27 protein-coding genes and 1 tRNA gene are annotated in these 26,913 nt (G+C 43.8%); 23 read left to right on the forward strand and 5 right to left on the reverse strand.

The features are described 5' to 3' along the window. Positions 1-8: 8 nt before the first annotated feature. The gene (locus ACZ0NX_RS05155; protein WP_464405925.1) at positions 9-1,049 is read left to right on the forward strand and encodes a tetratricopeptide repeat protein; all 1,041 of its coding nucleotides are present in this window, start codon (positions 9-11) and stop codon (positions 1,047-1,049) included. Between the two features lie 98 nt (positions 1,050-1,147). Here ACZ0NX_RS05155 and ACZ0NX_RS05160 read toward each other — a convergent pair. Beyond that, a tRNA-Met gene (locus ACZ0NX_RS05160) sits at positions 1,148-1,221 on the reverse strand. Positions 1,222-1,582: 361 nt separating this feature from the next. Here ACZ0NX_RS05160 and atpB point away from each other — a divergent pair. The 11 genes from atpB (at position 1,583) to ACZ0NX_RS05215 (ending at position 11,807) form a co-directional block, all read left to right on the forward strand. Continuing rightward, the gene (gene atpB, locus ACZ0NX_RS05165; protein ID WP_060787076.1) at positions 1,583-2,437 is read left to right on the forward strand and encodes a F0F1 ATP synthase subunit A; all 855 of its coding nucleotides are present in this window, start codon (positions 1,583-1,585) and stop codon (positions 2,435-2,437) included. A gap of 76 nt (positions 2,438-2,513) precedes the next feature. Beyond that, positions 2,514-2,747 (forward strand): ATP synthase F0 subunit C, encoded by a 234-nt coding sequence (gene atpE / locus ACZ0NX_RS05170; RefSeq protein WP_004126223.1) that lies wholly within the window; start codon positions 2,514-2,516, stop codon positions 2,745-2,747. Positions 2,748-2,811: 64 nt separating this feature from the next. Continuing rightward, complete coding sequence (locus tag ACZ0NX_RS05175; protein ID WP_415688854.1) at positions 2,812-3,354, forward strand: F0F1 ATP synthase subunit B; 543 nt, start codon at positions 2,812-2,814, stop codon at positions 3,352-3,354. 107 nt (positions 3,355-3,461) lie between these two features. After that, a complete protein-coding gene (locus ACZ0NX_RS05180) occupies positions 3,462-4,043 on the forward strand; it encodes a F0F1 ATP synthase subunit delta (protein WP_060787078.1) in 582 nt (193 codons plus the stop codon). Between the two features lie 16 nt (positions 4,044-4,059). Next, positions 4,060-5,736 (forward strand): F0F1 ATP synthase subunit alpha, encoded by a 1,677-nt coding sequence (gene atpA / locus ACZ0NX_RS05185; protein WP_060787079.1) that lies wholly within the window; start codon positions 4,060-4,062, stop codon positions 5,734-5,736. 3 nt (positions 5,737-5,739) lie between these two features. After that, complete coding sequence (locus ACZ0NX_RS05190; RefSeq protein WP_060787080.1) at positions 5,740-6,744, forward strand: F0F1 ATP synthase subunit gamma; 1,005 nt, start codon at positions 5,740-5,742, stop codon at positions 6,742-6,744. A 6-nt stretch (positions 6,745-6,750) separates the two neighbouring features. Further along, positions 6,751-8,238, forward strand: coding sequence for a F0F1 ATP synthase subunit beta (atpD, locus tag ACZ0NX_RS05195; protein ID WP_060787081.1), 1,488 nt, complete (start codon positions 6,751-6,753; stop codon positions 8,236-8,238). Between the two features lie 2 nt (positions 8,239-8,240). Then, positions 8,241-8,555: a F0F1 ATP synthase subunit epsilon gene (locus ACZ0NX_RS05200; protein ID WP_060787082.1), complete on the forward strand. Its 315-nt coding sequence runs from the start codon at positions 8,241-8,243 to the stop codon at positions 8,553-8,555. A 293-nt stretch (positions 8,556-8,848) separates the two neighbouring features. Then, positions 8,849-10,354, forward strand: coding sequence for a hypothetical protein (locus tag ACZ0NX_RS05205; protein ID WP_464405929.1), 1,506 nt, complete (start codon positions 8,849-8,851; stop codon positions 10,352-10,354). Between the two features lie 518 nt (positions 10,355-10,872). Then, complete coding sequence (locus ACZ0NX_RS05210; protein WP_016635642.1) at positions 10,873-11,055, forward strand: antitoxin VbhA family protein; 183 nt, start codon at positions 10,873-10,875, stop codon at positions 11,053-11,055. Positions 11,056-11,084: 29 nt separating this feature from the next. Continuing rightward, a complete protein-coding gene (locus tag ACZ0NX_RS05215; RefSeq protein ID WP_464405983.1) occupies positions 11,085-11,807 on the forward strand; it encodes a Fic/DOC family protein in 723 nt (240 codons plus the stop codon). 425 nt (positions 11,808-12,232) lie between these two features. Here the strand turns inward: ACZ0NX_RS05215 and ACZ0NX_RS05220 are convergent, their stop codons facing one another. Both ACZ0NX_RS05220 and ACZ0NX_RS05225 read right to left on the reverse strand, forming a co-directional pair. Further along, on the reverse strand, positions 12,233-12,535 hold the full coding sequence (locus ACZ0NX_RS05220) for a HigA family addiction module antitoxin (protein ID WP_415695481.1): 303 nt from the start codon (positions 12,533-12,535) through the stop codon (positions 12,233-12,235). Further along, complete coding sequence (locus tag ACZ0NX_RS05225; RefSeq protein ID WP_415695482.1) at positions 12,507-12,794, reverse strand: type II toxin-antitoxin system RelE/ParE family toxin; 288 nt, start codon at positions 12,792-12,794, stop codon at positions 12,507-12,509. Before ACZ0NX_RS05225 ends, ACZ0NX_RS05220 begins: the two co-directional genes overlap by 29 nt. A gap of 220 nt (positions 12,795-13,014) precedes the next feature. Here ACZ0NX_RS05225 and ACZ0NX_RS05230 point away from each other — a divergent pair, with 220 nt between their 5' ends. The 10 genes from ACZ0NX_RS05230 to ACZ0NX_RS05275 all read left to right on the forward strand — a co-directional run bounded on the left by ACZ0NX_RS05230 (position 13,015) and on the right by ACZ0NX_RS05275 (position 25,423). Continuing rightward, the gene (locus ACZ0NX_RS05230) at positions 13,015-13,989 is read left to right on the forward strand and encodes a Fic family protein (RefSeq protein WP_464405931.1); all 975 of its coding nucleotides are present in this window, start codon (positions 13,015-13,017) and stop codon (positions 13,987-13,989) included. Positions 13,990-14,254: 265 nt separating this feature from the next. Beyond that, positions 14,255-15,505, forward strand: coding sequence for a Fic family protein (locus tag ACZ0NX_RS05235; protein WP_464405933.1), 1,251 nt, complete (start codon positions 14,255-14,257; stop codon positions 15,503-15,505). Between the two features lie 23 nt (positions 15,506-15,528). Then, the gene (locus ACZ0NX_RS05240) at positions 15,529-16,569 is read left to right on the forward strand and encodes an FAD:protein FMN transferase (protein WP_464405984.1); all 1,041 of its coding nucleotides are present in this window, start codon (positions 15,529-15,531) and stop codon (positions 16,567-16,569) included. 750 nt (positions 16,570-17,319) lie between these two features. Next, a complete protein-coding gene (locus ACZ0NX_RS05245) occupies positions 17,320-19,077 on the forward strand; it encodes an FTR1 family iron permease (RefSeq protein WP_464405936.1) in 1,758 nt (585 codons plus the stop codon). A gap of 84 nt (positions 19,078-19,161) precedes the next feature. Next, positions 19,162-19,794, forward strand: a complete 633-nt coding sequence (locus tag ACZ0NX_RS05250; protein ID WP_060787087.1) for an iron transporter — start codon at positions 19,162-19,164, stop codon at positions 19,792-19,794. Positions 19,795-19,910: 116 nt separating this feature from the next. Continuing rightward, the gene (locus tag ACZ0NX_RS05255) at positions 19,911-21,182 is read left to right on the forward strand and encodes a DUF2318 domain-containing protein (protein WP_060787088.1); all 1,272 of its coding nucleotides are present in this window, start codon (positions 19,911-19,913) and stop codon (positions 21,180-21,182) included. A 12-nt stretch (positions 21,183-21,194) separates the two neighbouring features. After that, complete coding sequence (locus ACZ0NX_RS05260) at positions 21,195-22,592, forward strand: ABC transporter permease (RefSeq protein ID WP_464405938.1); 1,398 nt, start codon at positions 21,195-21,197, stop codon at positions 22,590-22,592. Next, complete coding sequence (locus tag ACZ0NX_RS05265) at positions 22,582-23,859, forward strand: ABC transporter permease (protein WP_464405940.1); 1,278 nt, start codon at positions 22,582-22,584, stop codon at positions 23,857-23,859. The genes ACZ0NX_RS05260 and ACZ0NX_RS05265 overlap by 11 nt, the downstream gene beginning before the upstream one ends. Before the next feature lie 53 nt (positions 23,860-23,912). Beyond that, complete coding sequence (locus tag ACZ0NX_RS05270) at positions 23,913-24,758, forward strand: ABC transporter ATP-binding protein (RefSeq protein WP_004133596.1); 846 nt, start codon at positions 23,913-23,915, stop codon at positions 24,756-24,758. A 56-nt stretch (positions 24,759-24,814) separates the two neighbouring features. After that, a complete protein-coding gene (locus ACZ0NX_RS05275; RefSeq protein WP_464405942.1) occupies positions 24,815-25,423 on the forward strand; it encodes an FMN-binding protein in 609 nt (202 codons plus the stop codon). Positions 25,424-25,435: 12 nt separating this feature from the next. On the opposite strand, the gene ACZ0NX_RS05280 is transcribed toward ACZ0NX_RS05275, so the two are convergent. Next, positions 25,436-25,672, reverse strand: coding sequence for a hypothetical protein (locus ACZ0NX_RS05280; RefSeq protein WP_165847558.1), 237 nt, complete (start codon positions 25,670-25,672; stop codon positions 25,436-25,438). Positions 25,673-25,931: 259 nt separating this feature from the next. Here ACZ0NX_RS05280 and ACZ0NX_RS05285 point away from each other — a divergent pair, with 259 nt between their 5' ends. Further along, a complete protein-coding gene (locus tag ACZ0NX_RS05285; protein ID WP_464405943.1) occupies positions 25,932-26,279 on the forward strand; it encodes a hypothetical protein in 348 nt (115 codons plus the stop codon). Positions 26,280-26,320: 41 nt separating this feature from the next. Here the strand turns inward: ACZ0NX_RS05285 and ACZ0NX_RS05290 are convergent, their stop codons facing one another. After that, positions 26,321-26,824, reverse strand: a complete 504-nt coding sequence (locus ACZ0NX_RS05290) for a hypothetical protein (protein ID WP_464405945.1) — start codon at positions 26,822-26,824, stop codon at positions 26,321-26,323. Positions 26,825-26,913 lie beyond the last annotated feature (89 nt).

Here is a 26,913-nt window from a genome sequence, read left to right on the forward strand (position 1 = left end):
GAGGAAATATGGTTGATTCGCAATCCATGGGTATGAATCCGGGTGGATTTTCACTTGCTGGCGCAGTTGATCTAGAAGGCGTAAAGCGCAAAGCGGAGGCTCTTGCAAAGCGCGAAGCCGCCGAAAAATCTGGCAAGCCTCAGTCTAAAATGCCACTTGCAGGCGGGTATGTGATTGATGTTAACGATCAGACTTTCCAGGCAATGGTTCAGACTTCCGTAAGTTTTCCAATTATCTTGCTTGTTTGGCAAAAAAGTGATGAAACTTCTTATGATTTAGCGCAAAATCTTGCGGATTCTATTACTGCCCTAGATGGTCGAATGCAACTTGCGCGAATTGACGCGGATCAAAGCCCATCGATTGCTCAGGCTTTGCGAGCTCAGCAACTTCCTGCGATTTATGGTCTTGTTGGTGGAAGGCCAATGCCTATTTGTCAAGGTTTGCCTAGCGCGGATGAATTGCAGCAAATCTGTAACGAAATTTTGCCGCAGCTGGTTAAGGTTGCAGAAAAGTCTGGTGTAGCTGGAACTGCTCCATATGTTGATTCAGCGGAATCTAAAGCAGATTCTTCAGATTCTTCAGATTCGGCAGATGCTGACGCAGACGATAATTCTGCGGATTCTGGCGATTTCTCCAACGTTCCTCCTGAGCATAAGGCAGCGCGCGCTGCGGCCGTTAGTGGTGATTATGCGCTAGCTGCAAGTGAGTATGAAAAAGTATTGCAGGCTAATCCAAATGACTTATTAGCTGCTCGCGAACGCGCTAAAGCCTTGCTTCTTAGCAGGAATACAAACACAAATGTGGAGGCTGTGCGCAAATCTGCTGGAGATAATCCTGGTGATGTTTCTGCTCAGCTTTCTGTAGCAGATGTAGATATGATTGATGGCCACATTGACGATGCTTTTGGCAGGCTTCTTGATTTTCTTGCTTCTCACAAAGATTGCGCAGAGGTGATTAAAGACCGCATGCTTGAGTATTTTGCAATGCTTCCCGCTGGCGATGAGCGTTTGAATCGCGCTCGCCGTCGTCTTGCAATCCTTCTCTATTGATATATCAGATATATCACGCTAAAGACTGCGCCAACTAAAAAGATTAAAAGAAAAGCCAAGATGCGCATTCGTGAGAAGTATGCGATTCTTGGCTTTAGTAGCGGGGCATGGATTTGAACCATGGACCTCTGGGTTATGAGCCCAGCGAGCTACCGAGCTGCTCCACCCCGCGTCGGCTGCTTTTTAGCAGCTCTATCTACGATAGGTGCAAATTTAGATTTGTCAAGTCTTCGGCGTGTTTCCTGCAAAAGCGGTTTAATTCTAAACAAATGTGGAGTACAATAAACAATTGACTAGAGATTTGCATACTTTATAAGCGCAAAACTCGTTAATAATCAACAATATAACTCAAATGTACAAACCAAGAGTAGAATCAGCATTTTAGAGATATATTTTCGTTTAGTATCACACCAACGAATAGATTTACAGAGTTTGCCGTTTATGCAACCCAGCTTTAAGAGGATTAGTATTAAAGGTTTAGTATTAATTAAACGTGAGTAGCGATATAAACGACGCCTTACAAGGAGGAGCTGATGAGTGGAGCTATTGAAGCGTTAGCTAACACTGTGCATTCGGCAACATTGCTGGCTTCAGAACAGCCAGAGTTGCCTAAGATTGATGAGTTTTTGCCTCCAGAGATTTTATTCCAAGGCACGCCATTTGCAATGAACCGCATTATTTTGGTGCGCGTGCTTATGGCTGTAATCGTTATGATTATTTTTGGCATTGGTGCCGCTCGCGCAAAAGTAGTTCCTACGCGATTCCAAAGTGTGCTAGAAATCCTAATGGACTTTGTGCGATTTAACATTGTGTATGAGATGATTGGCGAAGAACGTGGCAAGCGCTATGTGCCAATGATGTCTACGTTATTTATAACAATTTTCTTCTTTAATCTTTGTTCTGTGATTCCAGGATTGAATATGGCTGCAACCGCAACCATTACTGGTCCGCTTGTATTTGCTTTATGGGTTGTGTGCCAATATCTTATTGCTGGCATTCGCGAAAAAGGTTTTTTGCGATTCTTCCGTGAAGCATTATTCCCAGCGGGCGTGCCATGGCCGATTTACTTTATTCTTTCGCCATTGCAGCTCATAGAATTAATAATTGTGCGACCACTTTCGCTTACAATCCGTTTGTTTGCGAATATGATTGCTGGCCATTTGCTGGTGGCCACTTGCTTAGTATTCACCAACTTCTTTGTGGTGGATTCCAGCAATAAACTCCTTGCCTTCGGCGGTGCATTATGGCTGCTTGGTGGCATTCTGTTTACCCTATTCGAAATTATGGTAGCAGGATTGCAGGCATTTATTTTTACCGTGCTTGCGTCCGTCTACATTTCGGAAAGCTACCCAGAGGAAGAAGAAAAATCTGCTGTTGCTGTTGCCTGATAGCATAGCTTAAATCTTCAGATTTTACACATCTTACGGGTTTATACTGGTTACTGTTTTAACAGAAAGGAAACCAATGAATAACATCATCGCTCTAGCAGGATTGGTCGGTAACCTGAGCATCCTTGGCTTTGCTGTTGCAACAATCTCTCCTGCACTTGGTATGGCAATCGTTGTTGCTAAGGCTATGGAGTCCACTGCACGTCAGCCAGAAGTTGGCAATCGTATTCAGCTGTTTATGTTTGTTGGCTTGGCATTTATCGAGGTTCTGGGCTTGCTCGGATTCGTTGCCTACATTATGGGAAAGTGAACCGAACGAAACAACTCGTTCCAGCACAAATACAAAAGTGTTGAAGGAATAGAAAGGACAAGCCATGGCACATGCATCTGAGAGTAATGGTTTGGCGTTGTTCTTGCCTGAGCCTTATGACTTAGTGTGGTCGTTAATTGTTTTGGTAGTTCTTGCAGCATTTTTCTACAAGTTTGTTATGCCTAAATTCCAGGCAATTCTTGATGAGCGTGCAGAAAAAATCGAAGGCGGAATGGCCAAAGCAGCAAACATGCAGCGTGAAGCTGATGAGTTAAAGAGCAAGATGGAAGAAGAGCTTGCTCAGGCTCAAGCAGATGCTGCAAAGACTCGTGAACAGGCTCGTGCACAGGCTTCTAAGATTGTTGATGAAGCGAGACAGCGCGCAGAAAAAGATGCTGCAAAAATCATTAGTGAAGCTCAGTGTTCCATTGAAGCTCAGCATAAGCACGCCATGTCTAGCCTCCAAGGAGAAGTCTCGGTTCTCGCTGCAGCGTTAGCTGGCAAGATTCTTGCATCTAAGCTAGATGACGATGCCGTAGGCTCTAAAATCATTGATCATGTGATTGATGAAGTCTCAAGTGTTAAGGATTCGGGTCAAAACAAGTAGCTAAAACAAGCGGTTTCACTAAGTTTTACATTTTAGTTTTAATCTAAGTTAAATCTTGGTGATGCTTGATTCCACTACTTAAGTTTTGCATAAATGAGGAGGTACGGATGCCAGAAAAGGCATCGCGAGTAAGCGAAAACTTGTCGCGTTCTTCGCTTGCGCAAGCCATTTCAGATGCTCACGACGAAGCTCAGCGTATATCTGATGAGCTTTCAACAATGATGGATATGCTGGAAAAATATCCTGAGCTTTCTGACGCCATTACCGATCCAAATAGGTCTTCGGAAGACAAATCAAGATTGATTGATGAGCTTATTGGAGGTAAGGCGCATCCTGTTGTGTTGCGCATTATGCACTATCTTGTAGGAACATGGCATGGTGGAGCTGAAAGCGGCAAAACGGGCAGCTTTGGCGGCGCGTGGTCTGGTTTTGAGCGTGAAGCGGGCGAAACTTTGGTTACTGTTACAACCGCTCAGCCTCTTACAGATAAGCAGATTAAGCGTTTGATTGAGATCTACAGCAATAAGTTGGGTCATCGTGCATACATAAACCCAATCGTAGATCCAAACGTGCTTGGCGGTATGCGTATACGTATCGGCGATCAAGTAACAGATCGCACAATGCTGATGCAACTTAAGCAGTTGCAGCGTTCTGCGCGAAATGGTGCTTGGACACAGGCAGTGAAATAGTTAAATAAGGAGAATTATGGCGGAACTATCTATTGATCCCGCCCTTATACGCAAGGCACTTGACGGGTTTGTTGACTCGTACAAGCCGGCAGACATGCCAACGCAAGAAGTTGGCTATGTTGTTACGGCTGGTGACGGCATTGCGCATGTGGCTGGTTTAACTGGCTGCATGGCAAACGAGCTGCTCACCTTTGAGAACGACACCTTAGGCCTAGCGTTTAACCTTGATGCACACGAAATCGGCGTCGTTATTTTAGGCGATTTTACGGGCATTGAGGAAGGGCAGGAAGTTTACCGCACTGGCGAAGTGTTGTCTGTGCCAGTGGGAGACGCCTATCTTGGTCGTACCGTGGATCCATTGGGTAATCCAATTGATGGTCTTGGTGCGATTGAGTGCAAGGAGCGTCGTATTCTTGAAGCCCAGGCTCCAGACGTGATTCATCGTCACCCTGTTGACGAGCCTTTGTCTACTGGTTTAAAGGCCATTGACGCAATGACGCCAATTGGTCGCGGTCAGCGTCAGTTGATTATTGGCGATCGTCAAACTGGTAAAACAGCAATCGCAATCGATACGATTATTAATCAACGCTCAAACTGGGAAAGTGGCGATCCAAAAAAGCAGGTTCGTTGCATTTATGTAGCAATCGGCCAAAAGGGTTCAACAATTGCTTCCGTACGTCAGAGCCTCGAAGAAGCAGGCGCTATGAAGTACACAACAATCGTTGCAAGCCCAGCTTCGGATTCTGCAGGCTTTAAGTACATTGCTCCATACACTGGTTCTGCAATTGGCCAGCATTGGATGTACAACGGCAAGCACGTTTTGATTGTTTTCGACGACTTGTCTAAGCAAGCAGAAGCATATCGTTCGATTTCTTTGCTTCTTCGTCGTCCACCTGGGCGTGAAGCATACCCAGGCGATGTGTTCTATCTTCACTCTCGTCTGCTAGAAAGATGTGCAAAGCTTTCCGACGATATGGGCGGCGGCTCAATGACTGGCTTGCCAATTATTGAGACCAAGGCAAATGACGTTTCTGCATACATTCCAACCAACGTAATTTCTATTACAGATGGTCAGATCTTCTTGCAGTCCGATTTGTTCAACGCAGGTCAGCGTCCAGCAGTCGATGTTGGTATTTCTGTGTCTCGTGTTGGTGGCGCAGCTCAGGCTAAGGCTTTGAAGAAGGTCTCTGGCATGCTTAAGATTTCGTTGGCTCGTTACAAGTCTTTGGAATCCTTTGCAATGTTTGCTTCCGATTTGGATGCGGCCTCCAAGGCTCAGCTCACGCGTGGCGCTCGCTTAACTGAGTTGCTTAAGCAGAAGCAGTTCTCGCCTCGTTCCATGGAACAAGAGGTTGTTTCCGTGTGGGCTGGTACTCACGGCAAGCTAGACGACATTCCTGTAAAAGACGTGCTTCGCTTTGAAAGCGAGATGTTGGACTACCTCGATAAGGGAACCGACATTTTGCAAGTGATTCGCGATACCGAGGACTTTACCAAAGAAACAGAAGCAAAGCTTGATGCCGCAATCGAAGATTTCCGTAAGTCGTTTAAGACTTCTGCAGGAAAGCCTTTGATTGTTAAGGATTCTTTGCCTCCTGCCGAAAATCCTGCTCCTGTTGAGAAGGAAAAGCTTGTTGCAAAGCCAAAGTCGGATGGTCGCGATTCAAGCAATCACGAGTCTGAGGGGAAGTAGCGTATGTCTTCCCAACTTGCATTGAAATCGAGAATTATTTCCACACAGTCTTTGGGCAAAATCTTTAAGGCTCAGGAAATGATTGCGTCTTCGCATATTGCAAAAGCGCGAGATATTGCGCTTAACGCTAAGCCATACAGCGACGCAATTTTCGATGCCGTGCAGGCGTTGGTAGCTCATCACGAAGCAAACATTAAGCATCCAATCTTTGGGAAAGAGCGTGCGGGTAATCGCGTAGCCGTGCTGGCGTTGACTTCCGACCGTGGAATGGCTGGAGCGTTTACGTCTTCGATTATTCGAGAAACAGAGGCGCTGCTTACAAAGCTAGATGCCGAAGGAAAGCACGCCGAGCTGTACGTGTATGGTCGAAGAGGCGCAACCTACTACAAGTATCGCAACCGCGACGTTGCAGGCACTTGGGAAGGTTCTACGGATCATCCTGATGTAACAATCGCAGAGCGAATCTCCGATACTTTAATGGATGCGTACATGACTCCCGAAGAAGAAGGTGGAGTTAGCGAGCTTTACATTGTGTTCACTGAGTTTGTAAACATGGTGAGACAAAAGGTTCGTACGCTTCGCATGCTTCCAGTTGAGCTGGTTCCGTTAAAAGACGGCGAAGAGTTTGCTATGCATAGGCCAGATTACGAGGCGGCCTCGGGTCCTTCGGCTTCGCTTTCTTCTACGGGTGCGGTTTCGGCTCGAGAAGAGGCGGTTAGTCGCAGCAACCCAGACGCTGTGGAATATTGCTTTGAGCCTAGCCCAGACGAGGTTTTGGATGCGGTTTTGCCAAAGTATATTCAATCGCGTATTCACGAGTGTTTGCTTACATCTGCAGCATCCGAAACAGCTAGCAGGCAGAATGCTATGCATACGGCTACAGACAACGCCCGCAACTTGGTGGATGATTTAACGAGAAAGCTAAATGCTTCTCGCCAGGCTTCCATCACACAAGAACTTACCGAGATTATCGGCAGCGCTGATGCGCTGAACAATGAGGAGGAATAGGAGCATATGGCTGAAAATCAGACCACAGCACCTCCAGAAGATGCAAAGGAAGACGACCCAACAGCTGGTCGCGTAACCCGTGTTCAGGGTTCCGTGATTGACGTTGAGTTCCCAGTTGGCTATCTTCCAGATATTTACAATGCTCTCAAGGTGGATATCAACACCGTTGGAAACACGGAGGGAGATACCGTCCACGAGATTACTCTGGAAGTTGAGCAGCACCTTGGGGATTCAACCGTGCGAGCAGTGGCGCTTAAGCCTACGGACGGCTTGGTTCGTGGCGCTTTAGTTAGAGACACTGGCGGTCCAATTTCGGTACCTGTTGGAGATGTTACTAAAGGTCACGTTTTTGACGTTACCGGCAACATTTTAAACGCCAAACCAGGTGAGCATATTGAGGTGACTGAGCGCTGGCCAATCCACCGCAATCCACCTGCTTTCGATCAGCTTGAGTCTAAGACTCAGATGTTTGAAACAGGCATTAAGGTTATCGATTTGCTTACCCCTTACGTTCAGGGCGGAAAGATTGGTCTGTTCGGCGGCGCAGGCGTTGGTAAAACCGTGTTGATTCAGGAGATGATTCAGCGCGTTGCACAGAACCACGGTGGTGTGTCTGTGTTTGCTGGCGTTGGCGAACGTACCCGTGAAGGTAACGATTTGATTGGCGAAATGGCAGAAGCTGGCGTTTTGGAGAAGACGGCGCTTGTCTTTGGCCAGATGGATGAGCCTCCTGGGACTCGTCTTCGTGTGCCTCTTACCGCTTTGACTATGGCTGAGTACTTCCGCGATGTGCAGAATCAGGATGTGTTGCTGTTTATTGATAACATATTCCGCTTTACTCAGGCTGGTTCCGAGGTCTCCACGTTGCTTGGCCGTATGCCTTCTGCAGTTGGTTATCAGCCAAACTTGGCAGATGAGATGGGTGCGTTGCAGGAGCGAATCACTTCTACTCGCGGCCATTCCATTACCTCGCTTCAGGCTATTTACGTGCCTGCAGATGATTACACCGACCCTGCGCCTGCAACAACATTTACGCATTTGGATGCAACTACCGAGCTTTCGCGTGACATTGCAGCTAAGGGTATTTACCCAGCTGTGGATCCTTTGGCTTCTACTTCTAGAATTTTGGATCCTCGTTATGTTGGCCAGGCTCACTACGATTGCGCTAATCGCGTAAAGGCTATTTTGCAGCGTAATAAGGAGCTTCAAGACATCATCGCTTTGATTGGTATTGATGAGCTTGGTGAAGAAGATAAGACCACTGTGAGCCGCGCTCGTAAGATTGAGCAGTTCCTTGGTCAGAACTTCTACGTGGCCGAAAAGTTTACTGGTCGTCCAGGTTCGTATGTTCCAGCTGATGAGACGATTGAGGCGTTTACGCGCATTTGCGATGGCGTTTACGACGAGATCCCTGAGCAGGCGTTCTCTGGCATTGGTGGCATTGATGATCTTGAGCGTCGTTGGCACGATATGCAGCAAGAGTTTGGTGCGTGATTATGGCAGAAAAGCAAGTGAAAACGCTGCACGTTAGCGTGGTTGCAGCCAGGCATCCTGTTTGGGAAGGTGCTGCTAAGTTTGTTGTTATTCCTTCTGTGAATGGCACAATGGGCGTGCTTCCTGGGCATGAGGCTGTGCTTGCGTTGATTGATCACGGATTTGTAAAGGTTGACGATTTGCAAGGCGTTCGTCACGTTTTTAAGGTGACTGATGGCTTCTATTCCGTTGACAACGATCACATTACGATTGCTGTTGAGCACAGTTGCAACGTTGATAAAGACGGCAACGTGTTGCCTAATGCAAAGGTAATTTAAGCCTGACTCTTACGGTTTTATAAACCTAAGCTTAATCGGCTTGTATATTGCAGGAGTTTGCGATTATTTATCGCAGCTCCTGCTTTTGTTTTATCTGTGTTTTGTTTATGTCTTATTTTTGTTTAATTGGTCTGTTTTATCTGTTATGGAAAGGTTATAACAATACATTACGGGGGTAGGGTATCTGTATACTTTGTAATGATTTAATTTAAGCCTAAATTGAATCACTTATTGTGCTGTTTTAGCAAATAGGCTCTTCGCACGATGATTCGTGATGAGAGGAAAGGAAAAGTATGTTAAGTAAAAAAGCAATCGCCACTTTTGCGGCGATGGCAACTTTTGTTTCGGGAATTGCATTTGCCATGCCAGCGTTGGCTAATAGTGAGACTAATTTCAATGATAAGTTTGCCGCTAATAGAGATTACGTGAATGCTTTGAGAGGTAAGTCTGCAGACGGTAAAGCTGATAAGACGTATACTCAGCAAGATCTTGATGAGCTTAAGAAGATTGCCGCTTCCAAAAATCCTGTTGAAACTAAAAAAGAGATTGAAGATAAAAAAGAAAGAGAGATGGATACTCTGATCCAAGTTATGGCAGACCTTGGTGTTTCGGAGGAAGATTTTAAGAAGGAATTAGAGAAGAACAACAAAAGCATTGATTCTTCAAAACTTGAAATATTTAAGGAAAAATTGCAGAAGCATCGAAGTGCACAAGAAAAACCTTATGCTAATGCTGTTGAATTAGCAAAGCTTATTAATGGCGGTATGTTTACGCCTACTAGAGATGAGTATGCTGCTGCTGCAGAGTTCCTAGAAGATATAAAGAGTTTTGCCAATAAGCCTTTTGGTGATTTGAGTGCCGCTGAGGTAAACAAAGCTGGTGCTGCTGCTTTGAAATTAAATAATAAGATTTCTGCAGCTCTTAAGAAGTCTGTTAAAGAATATAATGAAGAAAAGGAAGATTTAGCTAAGCAGGCAGAAGCAAAAGGACTTAGCTTTACCGCTAAAATAATTCGCGATTCTAAGAAGTCTAATTTGGATCTTTTAAAGAATCTTCTTGCAGAAGCGGAAAAGATTAAGAAGAGTGAGTCTGCAAAGGCTCCAGAACTTCCTAATGCTGCTGGCCAAGATTCGCCAGAAGTGTCTCCAGAAGCATCTCCAGAAGCATTGCCAGAAGATAAGTCTGTAGAAGCTCCAGAAGCTCCAGCCGCTCCATCCGTTCCTGCTGTTCCTTCTGTTCCTGATGCTGCTGCTAAGTCTGAGTCCGCCAAGTCTGAGTCTGCTGCAAAGCCATCTCAAGCTAAAGCTGTAGTTCCTTCGGCTCCTGCTAGCGTTGATCAGCTTAAGCCAGAATTAAAGGGCATGCTAACGGTTGGTTCCAACAACATTGCTGTTGCAGGTTCTGCGAACAAGGTTTCTGTAAACGTTAACAACAAGGCGTTCCTTAATCGCTTGCATCGCGAGGGTTCTGCGAAGGCTTACGCGTTCATTTATTCCACTCCTAAGCTTTTGCGTAGCGTGGATGGCAGTGATTTTGTGACTGTTAAGCTTGGCCCTGATGGCGTTCCTTATTTTGATGCGCAATTCCCTGCTGGCTATTCTGGCAAGCATACTGTTGTGCTTGTGGATGAGCAGGGTAATCAGCTTGGCTGGACGGATATTACTGTTGAAAACAATACAGCTGGCCAGGGTGATGGTAAGGGTGTTTTGCCTGCTACTGGTGTTGGTGGCGCATTTGTGGCTTTTGCTGCTTTGATGTTTGCGGCTTTTGGTGCTGTGTTGCGCAAGGTGCGTAGCTAAGTTTTGCTTGCTACATGTTAGCGCTAGTGTTTTAGGGCTTTCGTTTGTGTTCGCTTGCGTTCACTCTCGAAGGCCCTTTTGTATTGCATGCTGTTGTTTCGCTTAGTTTGCGTTAAGTAGCCATTGCGCTATGTCTATTACGCGTATTCCTTCAATGTCGTAGGAATCGTAGTATTTTTCACTTTTGAAAGCAAACACGTATTTCTACTTTCAAAACTTTAATTTTATTTTACTTTTGAAAGTATTATATCATTTTCACTTTCAAAACTGTAATATTTTTTCACTTTTGAAAGTGGATTGTCTTGTGCAAAATCCAAAGTTTAGGTTATTTACGCCGAAACGAGCGGCTGTATGTTTCCGATGCTGGATTCGTTGAATCACAAAATATGATGCAACAAAAATGTGTTGTAAGCAGAATATGCAGTAATCAAAAATGCATTGCGCATAAATGCATTGCGAATAGTAAAATAGTTGGTAGTTATTTTTGATTTGAGAGAGGGTGTTGGCAGGGAGTAGAAATGATTGATAAAGAAACGCAAAAGTTCCGACTGGAAAACGTTGCAATAGCATTATCTTCAGCAAAATTAGAGGGGGGTACGGTCTCTTCTGCATGCTTGGCTGATACAAGAAAATATATTCGCGGTTCTATAAGCGCAGATGAGCTTATATCTCTAACTCGTAAGCGTTACGGTCTGGAATAATTAATCTTAATTTATTTAAGGGTTAAATGATGGTTGATGAAGTTTTTGACCCATATCTTATTCCTCATACGCGAGTGCTGAAGAACAAACTTAATGTACAAACTCAGGAAGATCTTGATTTCTTTGAAAACGATTTAGTTTCAGTCCGTAGCTATAAGTTGTATGAAAACTTGCCACATGCTGAAGGAACTGTTAAGCAATTGCAGTGGATTCATCATTATCTTTTCCAGGATGTTTACGATTGGGCTGGTCAGATTCGTACTATTGACATGTCTAAAGGTGGTGGCGAGCCGTTTCATCCGCTTGAATACATGGGCGTTGGGATTCGCTACTGTGAGCAGACGCTTAAAAATGATAATTTATTGCAGGGCTTATCTGTTGATGAGTTTATTAGTAAGTTAAGCGTAAATTACAATAATTTTAATGTTTTGCATCCATTTCGTGAGGGCAATGGCAGAACGCAGCGCGTTTTTTGGGATATTGTTGCGCGAGATGCTGGGTACCATTTTGATTGGGGATTAATAACTCAGCGCGTTAACGATAACGCTTCGATTCGGGCTAAAGATACTAACGATAATAAGCTTCTTGAGGATATGTTCCACATTATTACAAAGCCTTTGCAGGTTGATCTTTTAGCTCAGCAGCAGTTTGCGCATCTTGTTGAAGAAGAATATGAATACGCGCCGAATGTTGCTAGTGTTTTGCAAGATAAGGATTACGCGGCATATAAAACGCGTTATGGCATGGCTTGAATTTAGATTGAATTTAGCGCTTGAGCATACTAGCACTGGTGGCTTGATTATTTTTTGATACATATTTTCTTTTGCAAATCTTTACTTTTATGTGCGTCAAATCGCAATTATCTTTACTTTTTATGTTGATTATGGGAAATCAAGGAATTGTTTGACGGCAGTTATCGCATAGTGGGTTATTCATACAAATGAAGAATAATCTACATTCGATATGCTACGAGCCTTACTGCTATAAGGGTTATGAGCTTGTTTTTTACACACTTTTTGTCCGGGTGGCGAATGTGCAGAAAACAGATTCGATTACCGCAAAACGCTTGTATTGCAATACGTGAGACATGATTTTTTACACACTTTTTGGCCTATAACCCAAAAATTTTCAAATTTGCGAAGTGGGATTTGCTTAGTTTTAAAGCGCGTAAATCGTGTTACGCCGAAACGAGCGGCGTTATGTTGCCAATGCTGGATTCGTCAAATCGCAAAATGTCGTAGTCGCGTTGAAGGTTGAGCCAAAAATCTGGAGTTGTTCTAAAAGCTTTAGATAGCTTGTACGCCATTGCTACGCTGATTGCACGTTTACCGCTGAGAATCTCTCCAATAGCTGTTTGCGATGTGCCAATAGTGTGAGCAAGCTTGTATGAGCTTATTTTAAGAGGTTCCATAAATTCTTCGCGCAAGATTTCGCCTGGAGTGCTCAAATAGTTATCTGTGGTAGTCGTCGAAGTAGACATCGTAAGCTTCTTTCGTATTATCGTTCCATTTGAAAATTAGTCTGTACTGTTTATTTACTCTTATGCTCCAATATCCAAGTAAATTGCCTTTGAGTGGCTCAAGCTGATTGCCTGGCGGCGCTTTAAGATCTTGCAAACTGTGTGCAGCCTTTAGTATTTGTAGCTTTCTCTTTAGGATTTTTTCTAATCCTGTGGGGTAACCTTTGGGGTATGCTCCGCCGTATAGGTAATCATTAAGTTCCTTTTCTCTTGTTTCCATAAAACTATGCTAATGCATTGCGTTACTAACGTCAAGCGTTAGTGTTGTTTGTGTTAAAGTGGCGTTATGTTGCCGATGCTGGATTCGTCAAATCGCAATTATCTTTACTTTTTATGTTGATTATGGGAAAATAAGTAAAGATTTTTAGTGCGTGAGTATATAAATTCGCAATAATTCATCTCAATAAAGCAAGGCAGCAGAAGAAAGATAAGCGTTAAAAATGTATGATTACACGGGATTGAACAACAGGCTGCAAGAAAAAGGCGTTAAAAAATCGCAGTTAGCAGCCGAGTTGCATATTTCTTCTCGTACGATTGCAAAAATCTCAAAAGGTGAAAAACTATCAAACTTAGTAATCGCAAAAATCAGCAACTATTTACAATGTAAGCCGAGTGAATTGTATTGCTTAATCTCAGGTAATGCTATTTTGCAAAGGCTTAGGGAAGAAAAAGCGCATCGTATTCCAGGCGGAATTTATCACGAGCTTCAAATTCGCATGACGTACAACTCGAATCATATTGAAGGAAGTCAGTTAAGTGAAGATCAAACTAGGAGAATTTTTGAAACTAATACTATTGGCTCCGAAGAAAATATGTACGGCGATAGTGCGAACAAAAGTGAAAACAAAGGTACAGTTGTTGGTGCAAATGCTGGTACAGCTATTAGGGTTGATGACATTGTTGAAACAGTGAATCATTTTCGTGCGATTGATTACTGCATTGATGTTGCTGAGGAGTCTCTTAGCGAAGACATGATTAAGCATTTACATTTGCTGCTTAAACGCGGAACAAGTGACGAGCTTCTACCTTGGTTTAGTGTGGGAGATTACAAGTTGCGCGCGAATGTTGTGGGCGGTGTGCAAACTTGCGAGCCTAAAAAAGTGCATGAGGAGATTAGCAAGTTGCTGGCAGAATACCTTGCTAAAACTGATTTGCAGCTAGAAGATATAGTTGATTTTCATTACAGGTTTGAGCGGATACACCCATTTCAGGATGGTAATGGCAGGGTTGGGCGTTTGATTGCTTTTAAGGAATGTTTAAAGCATAATATTGTGCCGTTTATTATTGAGGATCGAAAGAAATATTACTATTATCGCGGTCTCAAAGAATACAGCAATGAGCGCGGATTCCTAGTTGAAACTTGCTATGATGGTCAAGATACTTTCCGAGCGTTGTTGAAGCTTTTTGGGTTGTAACGCGTTCTGCTTGCTGCGTTGCTATAGTGCTGTTTTGCGAAAATGTCGGTATAGATGAATGTTTTTTTATGCGCTATGCCTTCATTTTGGCAAAATGTAGGTATAGAATATATTTTTACATTAGCTATGCAATCATTTTGTGATAAATGCGTTATTTGCGTATAAGCAAAAATATCGCAAGCAAAACATTGCAAGACATTACTACAAAATCCTTAATAACGTAAACGCAATAACGTAAACGCAATAATGTAAATGGAGTCGCATTATGGATTACAAAACAATACGCACAATAGTTGCAATGTCTAAAAGTAATGCAAAACCTTGCGATATTGCGGAAGAAGAATATCGATTGCGCATTGATAATCCTGCAACGTATCATTCCGGAATCGTATTTGATGCGCATGAAATTTTTGCAACGTGCGTAACGGATCTTGTAACGCACATGAATGATATTGCGAATGCTGAAAAAACAGTTGAAAAAGCGTGGAACGAGTTGCCGCGGTTTGCTCAGCGCGAGTATTTAATGCAACTTATTGCAAAAGAAGTGCAAAATACCAACATTATTGAAGGTGTTCACAGCACTAGAAAAGAGCTTTCCAAAGCACTTGATGCTGCAAATGAGCAGAATAAGCATACGCGTTTTAGTGAATTTACTAAGCTTTTTCTTGAGCTTGTAGATTCCAATGAATGTGATTCTTCAGTTCCGCAAACATTGCAAGATATACGAAAAATCTACAACAGCATTATGCAGGGCGAATTAGAATCAGGCGATATTCCAGATGGTGAGATTTTTAGGAGCGGGAAAGTAAGTATTCGTGATGCTGCGGATAATGCAGTGCATGATGGCGATGCAACGGAAGCAGAAATTCAAGATCATTTAACGCAGATGTTGAGTTTGATGAATAGCAACGAAGTTCCAACGCTTATTAAGGCGTGCATGTGCCACTATGCTTTTGAGAGCGTGCACCCGTTTTACGATGGAAACGGCAGAACTGGGCGGTTTTTGCTTGCTTTGCAATTACACGAGCAGCTTTCGATGCCAACAATTTTGAGCTTAAGCTCTATAATTTATGCAGAAAAATCTGGATATTATGCTGCCTTTTCCAAATCGCAAGAACTGTTTAATTGCAATGATTTAACTATGTTTTGCTGCACAATGTTGGAATATGTTGAAAAAGCACAGAGCGAAGTATTAAACAATATTAGTGTGCAGTTAAAACAGATTGTTTACTGCTTGAATAAGATATTCGAGTTTTCCAAAAAAACAGCGATTTCTAAAGTGCAGCACGAAGTTCTTTCTATTTTGTTGCAAAATAAGCTTTTTTCGTATAATCCGACTCCGATGACTCGCAAGCAATTAAGCGAATACGTTGGTAATGCAATTGGTGAGCAGGTTGGTGAGAGAAAGATTGTGAGCGCGCTTAACGGTTTGATTGAGCTTGGAATGGTTGATTCTATTGGTGAGCGCCCTCTTCGGTATGAGCTTTCTAAAAAAGCGAATGAAATGTTTGCGTGAGGAAAGCGATGTTTAGAAACGTTGTGGCGATTGAGCATGCGCTTGGCACTGGGATTATTATCTCTAGCAGCGTGCCGATTTCGCAGCGCGTGCAGAAGCGGATTCGCGCGTTTATTGATGATTACGAGCGCACTCTTTCGCGTTTTCGTGCAGATTCGCTTGTTTCGCGCATGGCTCGTGCAAAGCGCGGCGGCGAGTTTGAGTTTCCAACGTGGGCTCAGCCTCTTTTTGCGCTTTATAGCGAGTTTTACGCTGCAACGCACGGTGCTTTCGATGCGTGCATTGGCGCGGATTTGCTTGAGCTTGGCTACAACAATTCTGTTCACTTTATTCCGCAATCGCAAGCTAGCGAAGGCAAGAATGGGAATAGCAGCAGTGGCAGCTGGTCTAACTATCGCCGTGCTTTGCCAGTTACGTGGGCAGATATTTCGCAAGATGGCGGCAGCACAACGCTCCACACAAATCAGCCAGTGCAGCTTGATTTTGGTGCAGCTGGTAAGGGCTATTTTGTAGATTTTGTAACACAGATTATTAAAGAGGAGCTTAGTGGCGAGACGCCTTCGGATTGCGATTCGCCCGCCGATTGTGATTTTCTAGTAAACGCTGGCGGAGATATGCGCGCTTGTTTTAGCGAAGAGAATAGTCAAATAAAAGTGGCTCTGGAAAATCCTTTTGACACAACTCAAGCAGTTGGGGTGGCATCAATCGCAAGCGGAGCGTTGTGTGCGTCGTCTACTTCAAGAAGGCGATGGAAAGTAAAAGACGCAAGTTACTTAGGCAAAGATGCAAGTGGCTTTGAGTCTAATTTAATTGCGACTCATTTGATTAATGCGCTTGACGGCATTCCTGCTTGCAATTTATGCGCAAGCTGGGCGTATATTCCTGCTAAAACTTGCGATTTCCCAACTGCTTACGCTGATGCGCTCGCTAGTGCGTTGTTTGTATCGCAAGAAAGCGATTTGCAAAAAATCGTGCAAACTACCAGTGCTGAGTTTGCTGTAATGCTGCCTAATAAAACGCTTCGCAAAACGCGCGCATTCCCCGCGCACTTTTTTGTGGACTAATTCCAACTAATGCTGAATAATGCCAACCAATGCGGTTCATGCTGCCTAGTCGTCTTATTGCCTAATGCGTTGTTGCGTCGTTGCGTTGTGTAATTCAAGGCTTGCCTGCACAAAATCGAAGCTAGACGCAAACAATACGAGTACTATCGCGATTAACTCCTTACCTTCAAGCGTGCGTAATATCATTCGTAATGTAGATGTATTTTAAGGTGTTATATATCAACTTTTGTTTCCATGTACAACAGGTATAATTAAAACGTAATTGCGGTGTGCGTTTGCGGACACACACCTGTGGGAGCTGACATAGTTTCGGTTCCCTCTTTTATTTTGTGTCTTTTGATAGAAATAGCGAATATTTAGAAATAGTGATAAACTCACTAGTAACAGCAGCCCCCTAAGCCTACTAACAGTGCTCAAACCTGGGGGTTCTTTTTTGTTGCTTACCCCCTGATTGTCCAAAGATAATTCTCATTATCAATATCATTTTGTAATATTTGCGAGTTTTTTGCGCTGAACTATATCAATCTACCTGATATATCGATATTATGTTGATGGGGTTACTTGCGAGGTGACTTTAAATAGAACAAAACGGAACAAAGTCCAAATAAAACGGAACAAGCCGCGATAAAGTCGCCAAAAAATTTAAACGATTAAAACTAAAGATAAAACTAAGACTAAAAATTAAGACGAAAACAGAAGAAGTTGGGTGCGCTCGATGGGGATTAGAGCCAAAGGAGATATGGAGACATTATGCACGCGTGTGCAAAAGCGCGCCAAAAAACGTCGCGCTTAGTAGCGCTTTTAGCATCAGTATGCGTTTTTGTATGCTGCGCAACGGGTTTTGCAGGGCTTGCAGGGCTCGCTGGTTTTGCTGGTCTAATCGCAGCTCCAACGCCTGCTTATGCTACGGATGCCAATAAAACATACAACACTTGGTCGGAAGTTTCGTCAGCTGTTGCAAGTCAGCTAGAACAAGGCAAAAGCGAGTATGCAAACGCAAATATGGCAGGAGCAGCAACCAGGTTTCAAGCCGCATATAACTCTGTTTATGTAGCTTCAAACATGATTACAGTTGTGCGAGATACGATTGGCCAGAATAAAGTTCAATCGCAGCAAGATCAGTTCCAACAATTACAAACGCTGGTATATCAACAAAATCAGGCCGCGCAAATTAGTGAAGTCGTATCTGCTCTAGAAGAAGACGTTGCGCAAACTGCGGCTCAGCTAGACGCAAACGCAAATTTAGATAAGCCAAATGTTTATGCATCCAAATTGCGCGCGCAAATCGCAAAAGAACGCAAAAAGCTCGATGCTGCAAAAAAGAAGAATCTTGGGCGAAACGGCAGAACTTGGAGTCAAGTAGCGCTAGAAATGAACGTTATATTAGATAGATCTGCATCAACATACAAATCGGCAAAAGCAAATAAGCAAGAAGTTGCCAAAGCTGTTGATTTAGTGAACGAAGCCTACTACAAGTATTACGAAAAGCTCGGTTTTGAGAAGAACGTTATGAACGCAATAAGCGGAAGCCGAGTAAGCACTGTTGAATATCAATTCAAAGAGTGCAGGCAAGCTATGAACAATGGCAAATCATTTGCGCAAACAAAAAAGCTGTTTACAGATCTTAAGTCAATGCTTATTGAAGATGCATCCAAGCTAGACGGCGGAGCGGCGGCTAATGCCAATGTGTTTATGCAATTTATAACAAGCTCTTTTGGCCAGGCTTTTATAATCTTGTTGCGCGAAGGGTTGGAAGCTCTGCTGGTTGTTGCTGCAATAATCGCGTATCTTATTAAATCTGGGCACAAGCACATGGTTAAGTACATTTACATGGGTCTTGTTGCTGGAATTGCGGCGTCGCTTGTTGTTGCTGCGCTATTTGGATTGTTGTTCAATGGCTCTGGACCGCAGCAAGAGATTACGGAAGGCGTTGTGGCGCTGTTTGCAATGCTCATGCTGCTTTATACAAGCAATTGGATGATTTCAAGGTCTTCTGTGCAAGCTTGGAACGAGTATATTCGCAACCAAACAACGGCAGCTGTTTCTAAAGGCAGCCTGATTTCTCTAGCGTTGCTAAGCTTCCTAGCAGTGTTTCGCGAAGGTGCAGAAACTGTGATTTTCTACCAAGCGATTTTTGCTGTATCAAGCGGAGCTGACTCCATGATTTGGGGCGGATTCGTGGCCGCAGCTGCTGTTCTAGTTGTAATCTTCTTACTGATTCGCTTTGCGTCTGTGCGCATACCGATTCGCCCGTTCTTTGCAGGAACAAGCGCGCTTATGTGCATTTTAGTGGTGATTTTTGCTGGCGGAGGTGTGCATGCGCTTATAGAGGGCGATGCGCTCGCTGGCGCGTATATTCAAGGCTTGCCAACTAACGATTGGCTTGGATTCTATCCGTACGTTGAAACGATTGCGGCGCAAGTCGTAGCTGCAATCGTAGTTGTGGCACTGCTGTGCGCGAGTTTTGTGCGCGCGCGAAAGCACAAAGCAACTGCTAGCAACAGTTAGCAACAGTTAACGGATAAGTCAAAACTAAAAATCAAAACTAAAAATCAAGCAATAATAAACAATAACTAATAGAAAAGGTTAGATATGAAGAATAAAAAGATGATGGCAATTGCAGCCTTAGCGCTTGCAGGAATGCTAACACTCACTGGCTGTGGCGCAAACGGAAACGCAGCAAAGTCTGCTGCTAAGCCACAATCATCTGAGCAGAAGGCCGACGATAAGGGTGGAGACAAGGGCTTTGAAGAGGTTCCAGTTGGACCTCACCAAGACCAGAACATTGGCCCGCTTACGATTGGCGCTGTGTACTTCCAGCCAGTCGACATGGTTCCAGCAGGCATGGGCTTAAAGGCAAGCGAGGCAAGCTTCCACCTTGAGGCAGATATTCACGCAAACAAGAAAGGTACACAGCTTGGCTACGGCAAGGGTGAGTTTATTCCAGATTTGACTGTGAATTATCAAATTGTTGATAAGGCGAGCGGTGAAGCCGTTGTAAAGGGTACGTTTATGCAAATGAACGCTTCCGACGGCCCACACTACGGCGCAAATGTTAAGCTCGACAAGGCTGGAAACTACAAGTTGGTGCTTTCGGTTGAATCGCCAGAAAAGAAGGGTTGGATGCTTCACGTAGATCCTGCTACGGGTGTGGATGGCCGATTCTGGACTGAGCCAATTACCGCCACCTTTGACGATTGGAAGTACACTCCACGTCAGTGGTAGTTTTGCCAGTGGTAGTTTTTACGAATAAAAACAACAAATAAATAATGCATAATGCATAAATAATGCATAATGCATAAATAAAAAACAAAAATCATGTAAACAGCAAAGGAGGGAACATGCTCAGGATGTTCGTTACAGTACTTCCAGGGCTGCTCCCTCTTGCGCTGCTTACAATGGGATTAAGCGCAACGCTAAGCGTTGGCGAGGGGCGAGATAAACCAATCAGCTCCCGCTGGCGATTTTTTGGCTTGATTTTTGGAACAGTTGCTGCGCTCGTTTTTGCATTTTTGCGCGCAAGCGTGGTGATTAATCAGCGCAATTTTGTGAATCTTCCAGCGCTTTGCATTGCTGTTCCGCTAGATGTTGCAACAATCGCTTGTATTGCAGTATCTGGAAAAACTGTTGCAAAATGGCGCAAAAATCCACTGCTCTTGCACATAAGCAATGCAATTGGCGCGCTCTGCCTAGCGTTTACAGTGTTTTACGCGCTCCCAGACGTGATTTTGCAGCTTACGATTTTCGTTGACTCCAGCACGCCTCCGTTTACTTCTAGTATGCTTCTTCGCGCTCTAGGATTTATTCTTGGCGCGGCTGCTGCGATTTGCATAAGTCTTATGGTGCGCTCTTTGCGCACAACCGCGAGTATTGGCGCCTTTAAAATCGCAATTATTCTAAGCTTAATAATTTTGCTAATTCAGCATTTAACGTCTTTGCTGCAAATTATGCAAGGAAGTATTTTGCTGTATATAGACGATTTTTCGTTTAGCATTCTTGTTTGGCTTATAAACAATGCTCCGCTTATAATAATCGCCCAAATATGCGTTTTTTTGATTCCAGCTGTATCTTCTATAATCCGCGGTGCTAGAACAAAAGTTGTGGGAGAAAATCCTGCACAAATCCGCGCAAAGCGAGCGTTTAAGCGCAAGTCTAGAAGGTCCGCGCTCGCGGCGCTAATGGCTGCAATCGTAGTAATACTTACGCTTACCGCTGGCGTGTCTCTTATGAATATTAAGCCAACGCTTACGCCTCCAGAACCGTACGAGTTGCATGATGGCGTAGCAACAATCAACTTTGTGCAAATTAGCGATGGCCACTTGCATAGATTCCAATACAAAGCTAAAGATGGCACTATTATGCGCTTTATAATCATCAAGAAAAATGGTGGAGCGTATGGTGTGGGCTTGGATGCTTGCGAAAATTGTGGCGATGCAGGCTACTACGAAAAAGACGGCAAGATAATCTGCAGAAAATGCGATGTTGCAATAAATTTGGCGACTATTGGATTTAAGGGCGGATGCAACCCGATTCCATTCCCGTACAAGGCTGGTGGCGGCAAAATTACCATTCACACAGCCGATTTAGACGTGCTTAGCTCGCACTTTAAGTAGAGGTGCCTGCAAATGTTTATGATTCGAATGGTTGCGCGCTCCCTTGCTAGGCAGATTAAAAAGCGAGTTCTTATAGCGATTGTTGTGTGCTTGAGTGCGTGTGTAAGCGTGGCAATGCTTAGCGTTGTGTACGACGTTGGAGACAAAATTAACGCGGAGCTTAGCTCTTACGGATCCAATATTATTGTTCAGCCTAAGTCGAATGCCGTTGTAAACGATTTGTATGCGTCTCGCACAAAGTCAGCTTATAGTAACTCGCAAACTTCGCAATCTTCGCAATCTTCGCAAACTTTGGCTGATGCGGAAAGCGAAGAATCTACCGCTTTTTTGAAGGAATCGGATGCTGCAAAAATCAAAATGATTTTTTGGGCTTTTAACATAACGAATTTTGCGCCAAAACTAACGATTTACGCAAATCTTAAAGCAAATTCTTCTGCTGAATCTGCTAAATCCGCCAATTCCGCTAAATCCACTAATTTAGTAGTCCCGATTGTTGGCACGTGGTTTAATCGCAAGCTTGCGCTCGCTTCTGGAGAGACAACAGTTGTTGGCGTGCAAGGAATGCGGTCTTGGTGGAAGATGATTGAAGGCAGATTCCCGCGCGATTTTAAGCACGAAGCCGCTGTTGGCACAAATCTTGCTAAAAGTCATAATCTAAAAGTTGGTCAGCGAATAAAACTAACTCGTTCTGGCAGGCAAATCTTACTTAAAATTGTTGGCATCTACGATTCTGGAGATAGCGACAATAACGCGATTTACGCGGATTCCAGCCAGGCACAGCGTCTTGCAAATAAGCCAAATATGGTTGAGGCGATTGAAGTTAAAGCATTGACTACGCCAGAAAACGATTTAGCTCGTAAAGCGGCGAAGAATCCAGCGGCTCTTAGCCAAGAAGAGTGGGAGACGTGGTATTGCACAGCATACCCAAGCTCGATTACTTACCAAATTGAAGAAGTGATTCCAGGAGCTGTTGCAAAGCAAGTGCGGCAAGTTTCGGCTATGCAAGGCAGCGTACTTAACAAGACGCGTGCTGTGATGGTACTTATGACGGCGCTTAGCTTGATTGCGGCGGCTGTTGCGGTTGCAAATCTTATGGCGGCTGCGATTTCGGAGCGCTCGGGGGAGCTTGCGCTGCTTAAGGCGCTGGGTGCGCGCGATGGCGCTGTTGCGCGGCTAATGCTTATGGAAACAGCGGTTATTGCGTGCGTTGGTGCGTTTATTGGCATGATTGTAGGCTTTGGAGTTGCGCAAGTGATTGGATTTAGCGTGTTTGGTTCTGCGATTTCGCTTCGACCAATGGTGTTTGTGCTGGTGTTTGTGCTTCTTGCGATTACTGTTCTTGCTGCCGCTGGCTCTTCTATTCGCTCTATTTTGCATGTGCGTCCTGCGGAGGTGCTTCATGGGCGTTAAATCTGGTTCGGGTATGACTTCTAATAGCGCAATGTTTGCGACTATGCTGTTTGGCGCTGTTTTTCGCCGAAAGTCGCGTGCGCTTATGGCAGTAGTTGCCACTCTTGTTGGTGCCGCTACGCTGTTTTGCTTGGCTGCAATTTGCATTGTTGTTCCTCAACAAATGAGTGACGAAATGCGCACGTACGGGGCGAATATTATTGTGACGCCGCTTGCAGGCGAGTGGAAAAATGGCATTGATCGCGCAATGGTTTTACACACTAACGACATGGTTCTTGCAAAAGGTGCTATGCGATCTGCTACCTACCGTTACGAAAATGTGCGCATTAATGCGGCTCCGTATGTGCTTGCTGGCGTGGATGTTTCCGCTGTTAAGTCGCTTAATAAGCATTGGAACGTGGATGGCGCTTGGCCTAGCAGCGGCAACGTTATGGTTGGGCGAGATGTTGCTTCGGCTATGGGATTGAAGATTGGTTCGCGCATTGCAATCGCGTATCGCGCTGGCGATAATTCCCCAGATTCGCACAAGCCCGCGCAAAAATCGCAAGGTAATCAAGCAGAAAATCAAGCAGATAAATCTTCCTCAAAAAAGCTTGTTGAAGGCAGAGTTTCCACAGATATTATGGATACTCACGGCACAACTTTCCGCGTTTGCGGCATTTTAGATACGGGAGACGCCGAAGATTCCATGCTTTACGCAACTAACGCGGATTTGCGTGCGCTTACAGGCGTTAAGCGCGGCGCGGACGTGATTGCTTACTCATCTTCTGCGCCGAACGTAGATGCGGTTGTGCGCAGCATTAACGATATGACTTCTATGCGTGTTCGTGCGCAACAAGTTACTAAAGTTACAGCGGCAGATACTGGAATTATTGCTATGCTTCGCAGCCTATTTTGGATTGTTTCGCTGGTTGTTCTTGCGTTGATGATGGTTGGCGTAAGCACTACGATTTCTTCGATTGTGCAGCAGCGCCGAAATGAGATTGGCTTGCGCAAAGCTTTGGGTGCGAGCGCTAAGAGCATTGGCATTGAGTTCACTGCGGAATCTGGGCTTTATGGTTTTATTGGCGGAATCGCTGGTACGGCAGTAGGGTATGGATTTGCGCGCTTGCTTGCGTCAATGGTGTTTGCGCGAGATTTGAGCGTGAATTGGTGGCTGGTGGTGTTTTCTATTGTGTTTAGCGTTGCAGCGTCTTGCGTTGCCGCTTTGCCGCCTGTTTTGAGAGCCTCAAAAATCGACCCTGCGATTGTGCTTCGAGAAGAATAGCTTTTATAGTGATTTTAGAGTGTTTAGTTAAGGATTTTAGTTAAGGATTTAATATGGCAGAGAATGTAGAAAATAGGCAGGAAAATACAGATTCCAAGCCAGAAATGCTGTTGACTTTGGACCATGTTTCCAAGATTTACGGCTCTCTTCGCGCTGTTGACGATTTGTCGCTTACTGTGCCGCAAGGCGAGTGGCTTTCGATTGTTGGCTCGAGCGGCTCTGGCAAAACTACGCTAATGAACATTATTGGGTGCATGGATTCGCCGTCTAAAGGATCCGTTGCTTTGCAAGGCCGCAAACTCGAGGATTTGAACGCGGGCCAGCTTGCAGACGTTCGCAAAAACGTAATCGGTCTTGTGTTTCAAAAGTTTTATCTTGTGCCGCATTTAACAGCCGTAGAAAACGTGATGGTTGCGCAATATTATCATTCAGTTGTAGATGAATCGCAAGCAATGGAAGCCTTGGAACGCGTGGGATTAAAGGACCGCGCACATCATTTACCAAGCCAGCTTTCTGGCGGTGAGCAGCAGCGTGTTTGCGTTGCGCGTGCTCTTATTAACTGCCCGAAGTTGCTTCTTGCGGATGAGCCGACTGGTAATTTGGACGAAAAGAATGAGCAGATTGTACTTGACTTATTTAAGCAGCTTCATTCCCAGGGCACTACGATTATTGTTGTAACTCACGATTCTTTGGTAGCTCAATGCGCGGATCGTGAAATTATGCTCAACCACGGTGTGCTTGTTGGGGAGCGTTGGAATAATGAGGATGCGCGCAAAGCGTACGAGGCGATTGGTGGCAAGCCTGCGTTTACGAGTGCACATGTTGATGAAAGCGTTGCGCAATCTTTGCAAAATCATGAGCCGACTAAGTCGCCTAAATTAGCGAATTTAGATGATTAGTTTTTAGATGATTAGTTGCGTATGGTTTTAATTTAAGATTTAAAGGCGATGATTTTATGGTTTCAGATAATATGTTTCACAATGTTTCACGTGATGATTTGAAGTCTAAAAAAATTGCAAAAACGGTTGCTGCGATTGCGGTTTTGGCTAGCTCAAGTGCGTTTCTTGCATCTTGCGGCGAGCCGAGTGCTGTGCCGATGAATGATGAGTTTGCTGGTAATTCTGGTCAAAGCGAAAACGATAGTGGCAATTCTTCAAAATCTTACGATTCTGGCGCGCAACAATCGCATGCTTCCGCGCAAAGTGAGGATTCGCAAAATCAGCAAAATCAGCAAAATTCGCCTAAAACAGACACTGGCAATTACAAAGATGGCGATTACAAAATCAAAGCTAAGTATGGGCCAGTTGCAGAAGACAGTATTGACGTGAATTTAAGCGTTGCAAATGGAAATATTAGCAGTGTGCAAATAACGTCTCATCCGTTTACGCCAATCTCCAAAAAACACATGAGCGCTTTCAGTGAGGCTATTCCAGGAAAAATCGTTGGAAAACCGTTAAAAGATTTGCATATTTCGGTTGTTGCTGGAGCAAGTTGGACTAGTGATGCCTTCAACAAAGCGCTTGATGTTGCTCGCCAAGAGGCTTCAATTCAATCCGCAAAATAATCTTGAACTACCTTAATCTTTGACTTCAAAAATAGTGCCTTCGTTGCGAATCATTGTTGCCATCATGACTCCGAGTGATGCCATAAATGGAATAATAGCATTACTGTATTCGTGCATGAACTGTACAAAATCATGATTACAAGATATAAGCGCAACGCACAAAATAAGGAATTCGACTACTGTAAATATTGCCCACTTAAGAATCCAAATAAGCGTTTCTTTAATAAGTTTTATATAGTCCTTGCTCATGAGTTGTTTCCCTTCCAATTCGCTGTTTTGTTTGTGAGCATTATAGCTAATTCATGTACATTGCTTATCGTTCGTATGCGTTTTGTATTTCTAGTATAAATGTTGCAATCCCTCGAGCAATACGATGTACTCAGAACTTAGTACTCAAGATTGCACGGAAAATGTTTGTAATTAGACTTAAAGCAACGCACAAATATATTGAAAATATGTGTTGCGAATATAAGTTGTGAATATGTTACAAATACAAGGAGATACAAACATGAGTAGCGCAAATATGGGTAATGTAAGCATGAGTGATTTTGGTATAAACTCTTGGCAGCCAGAAGATAACGTAAACAAAATAGGAAATGTTAGTGAAAATAGCATTAATCAAATTCAAAAGCAGGAAGATAACCTTGCGGAAAATAGTAGCGAAGAGCTTTCACAATATGAAATTGATGAATTAGCTAAGCAATTAGAAGAATTCTTTACAAAATATATTGTGCTAGAAAATGGCTCTTTTGTTGTAAAAGAGGATGCTATTATTGCAGACGGTTATGGCGATCACATAGAATATTTTCGCAATGCTGCAAAAGGATTAAATCTTTCAATGGAAGATCAACAATAAGCTTAGATCCTTAAAAGCTTAAATCCTTAAAGTCTAAATCCTTAAAAATCGCTTTCATCAATAGGGTGACCTTGTGGGCGCTTTATTACTCGCCACAAAATCACCAATGTTAAAACGCCATTTGCAATTCCGTAGTAATAAATCCAAGGAACGTGAATAAGCCCACAAATAAAGCATGAAATAATATTTATTAAATTATTTGAGTAATTGTTGATTATTTGCTTATTTTGTGATTCGACTTTTTTGCGCTCTCGCTCAAGAGTCATTATGTAATCTTTGTTGTTCTCTGTATTCTCAACATCACTACTTATGCTGTTAGCGCCCGCGCCGCTAAACTTAGATATATTATTTTCTATATACGCATTTTTTGCTTTAATAACGCTGTTGAGCAAGAAAAAATATGCACAAGAATACATTGCAACAGAAAGAAGTCCTAGAACAAGCCACAAAGCGAACAAGTCAAAGCTACGCATAAAAGCAGCTGCTGAGGCAAACGCCATCGCAGCTACTTCTGCGGAGTGCAATACTACTAGTCGTTTTGTCATATAATCCTGCTGCAATCATTATTGAAAATGAATTTTCAACGCAACCAAAAGTCACATATTGTTACTTATTATAATCACATTTGATTTAC

This window comes from Gardnerella rara, from assembly GCF_055452355.1.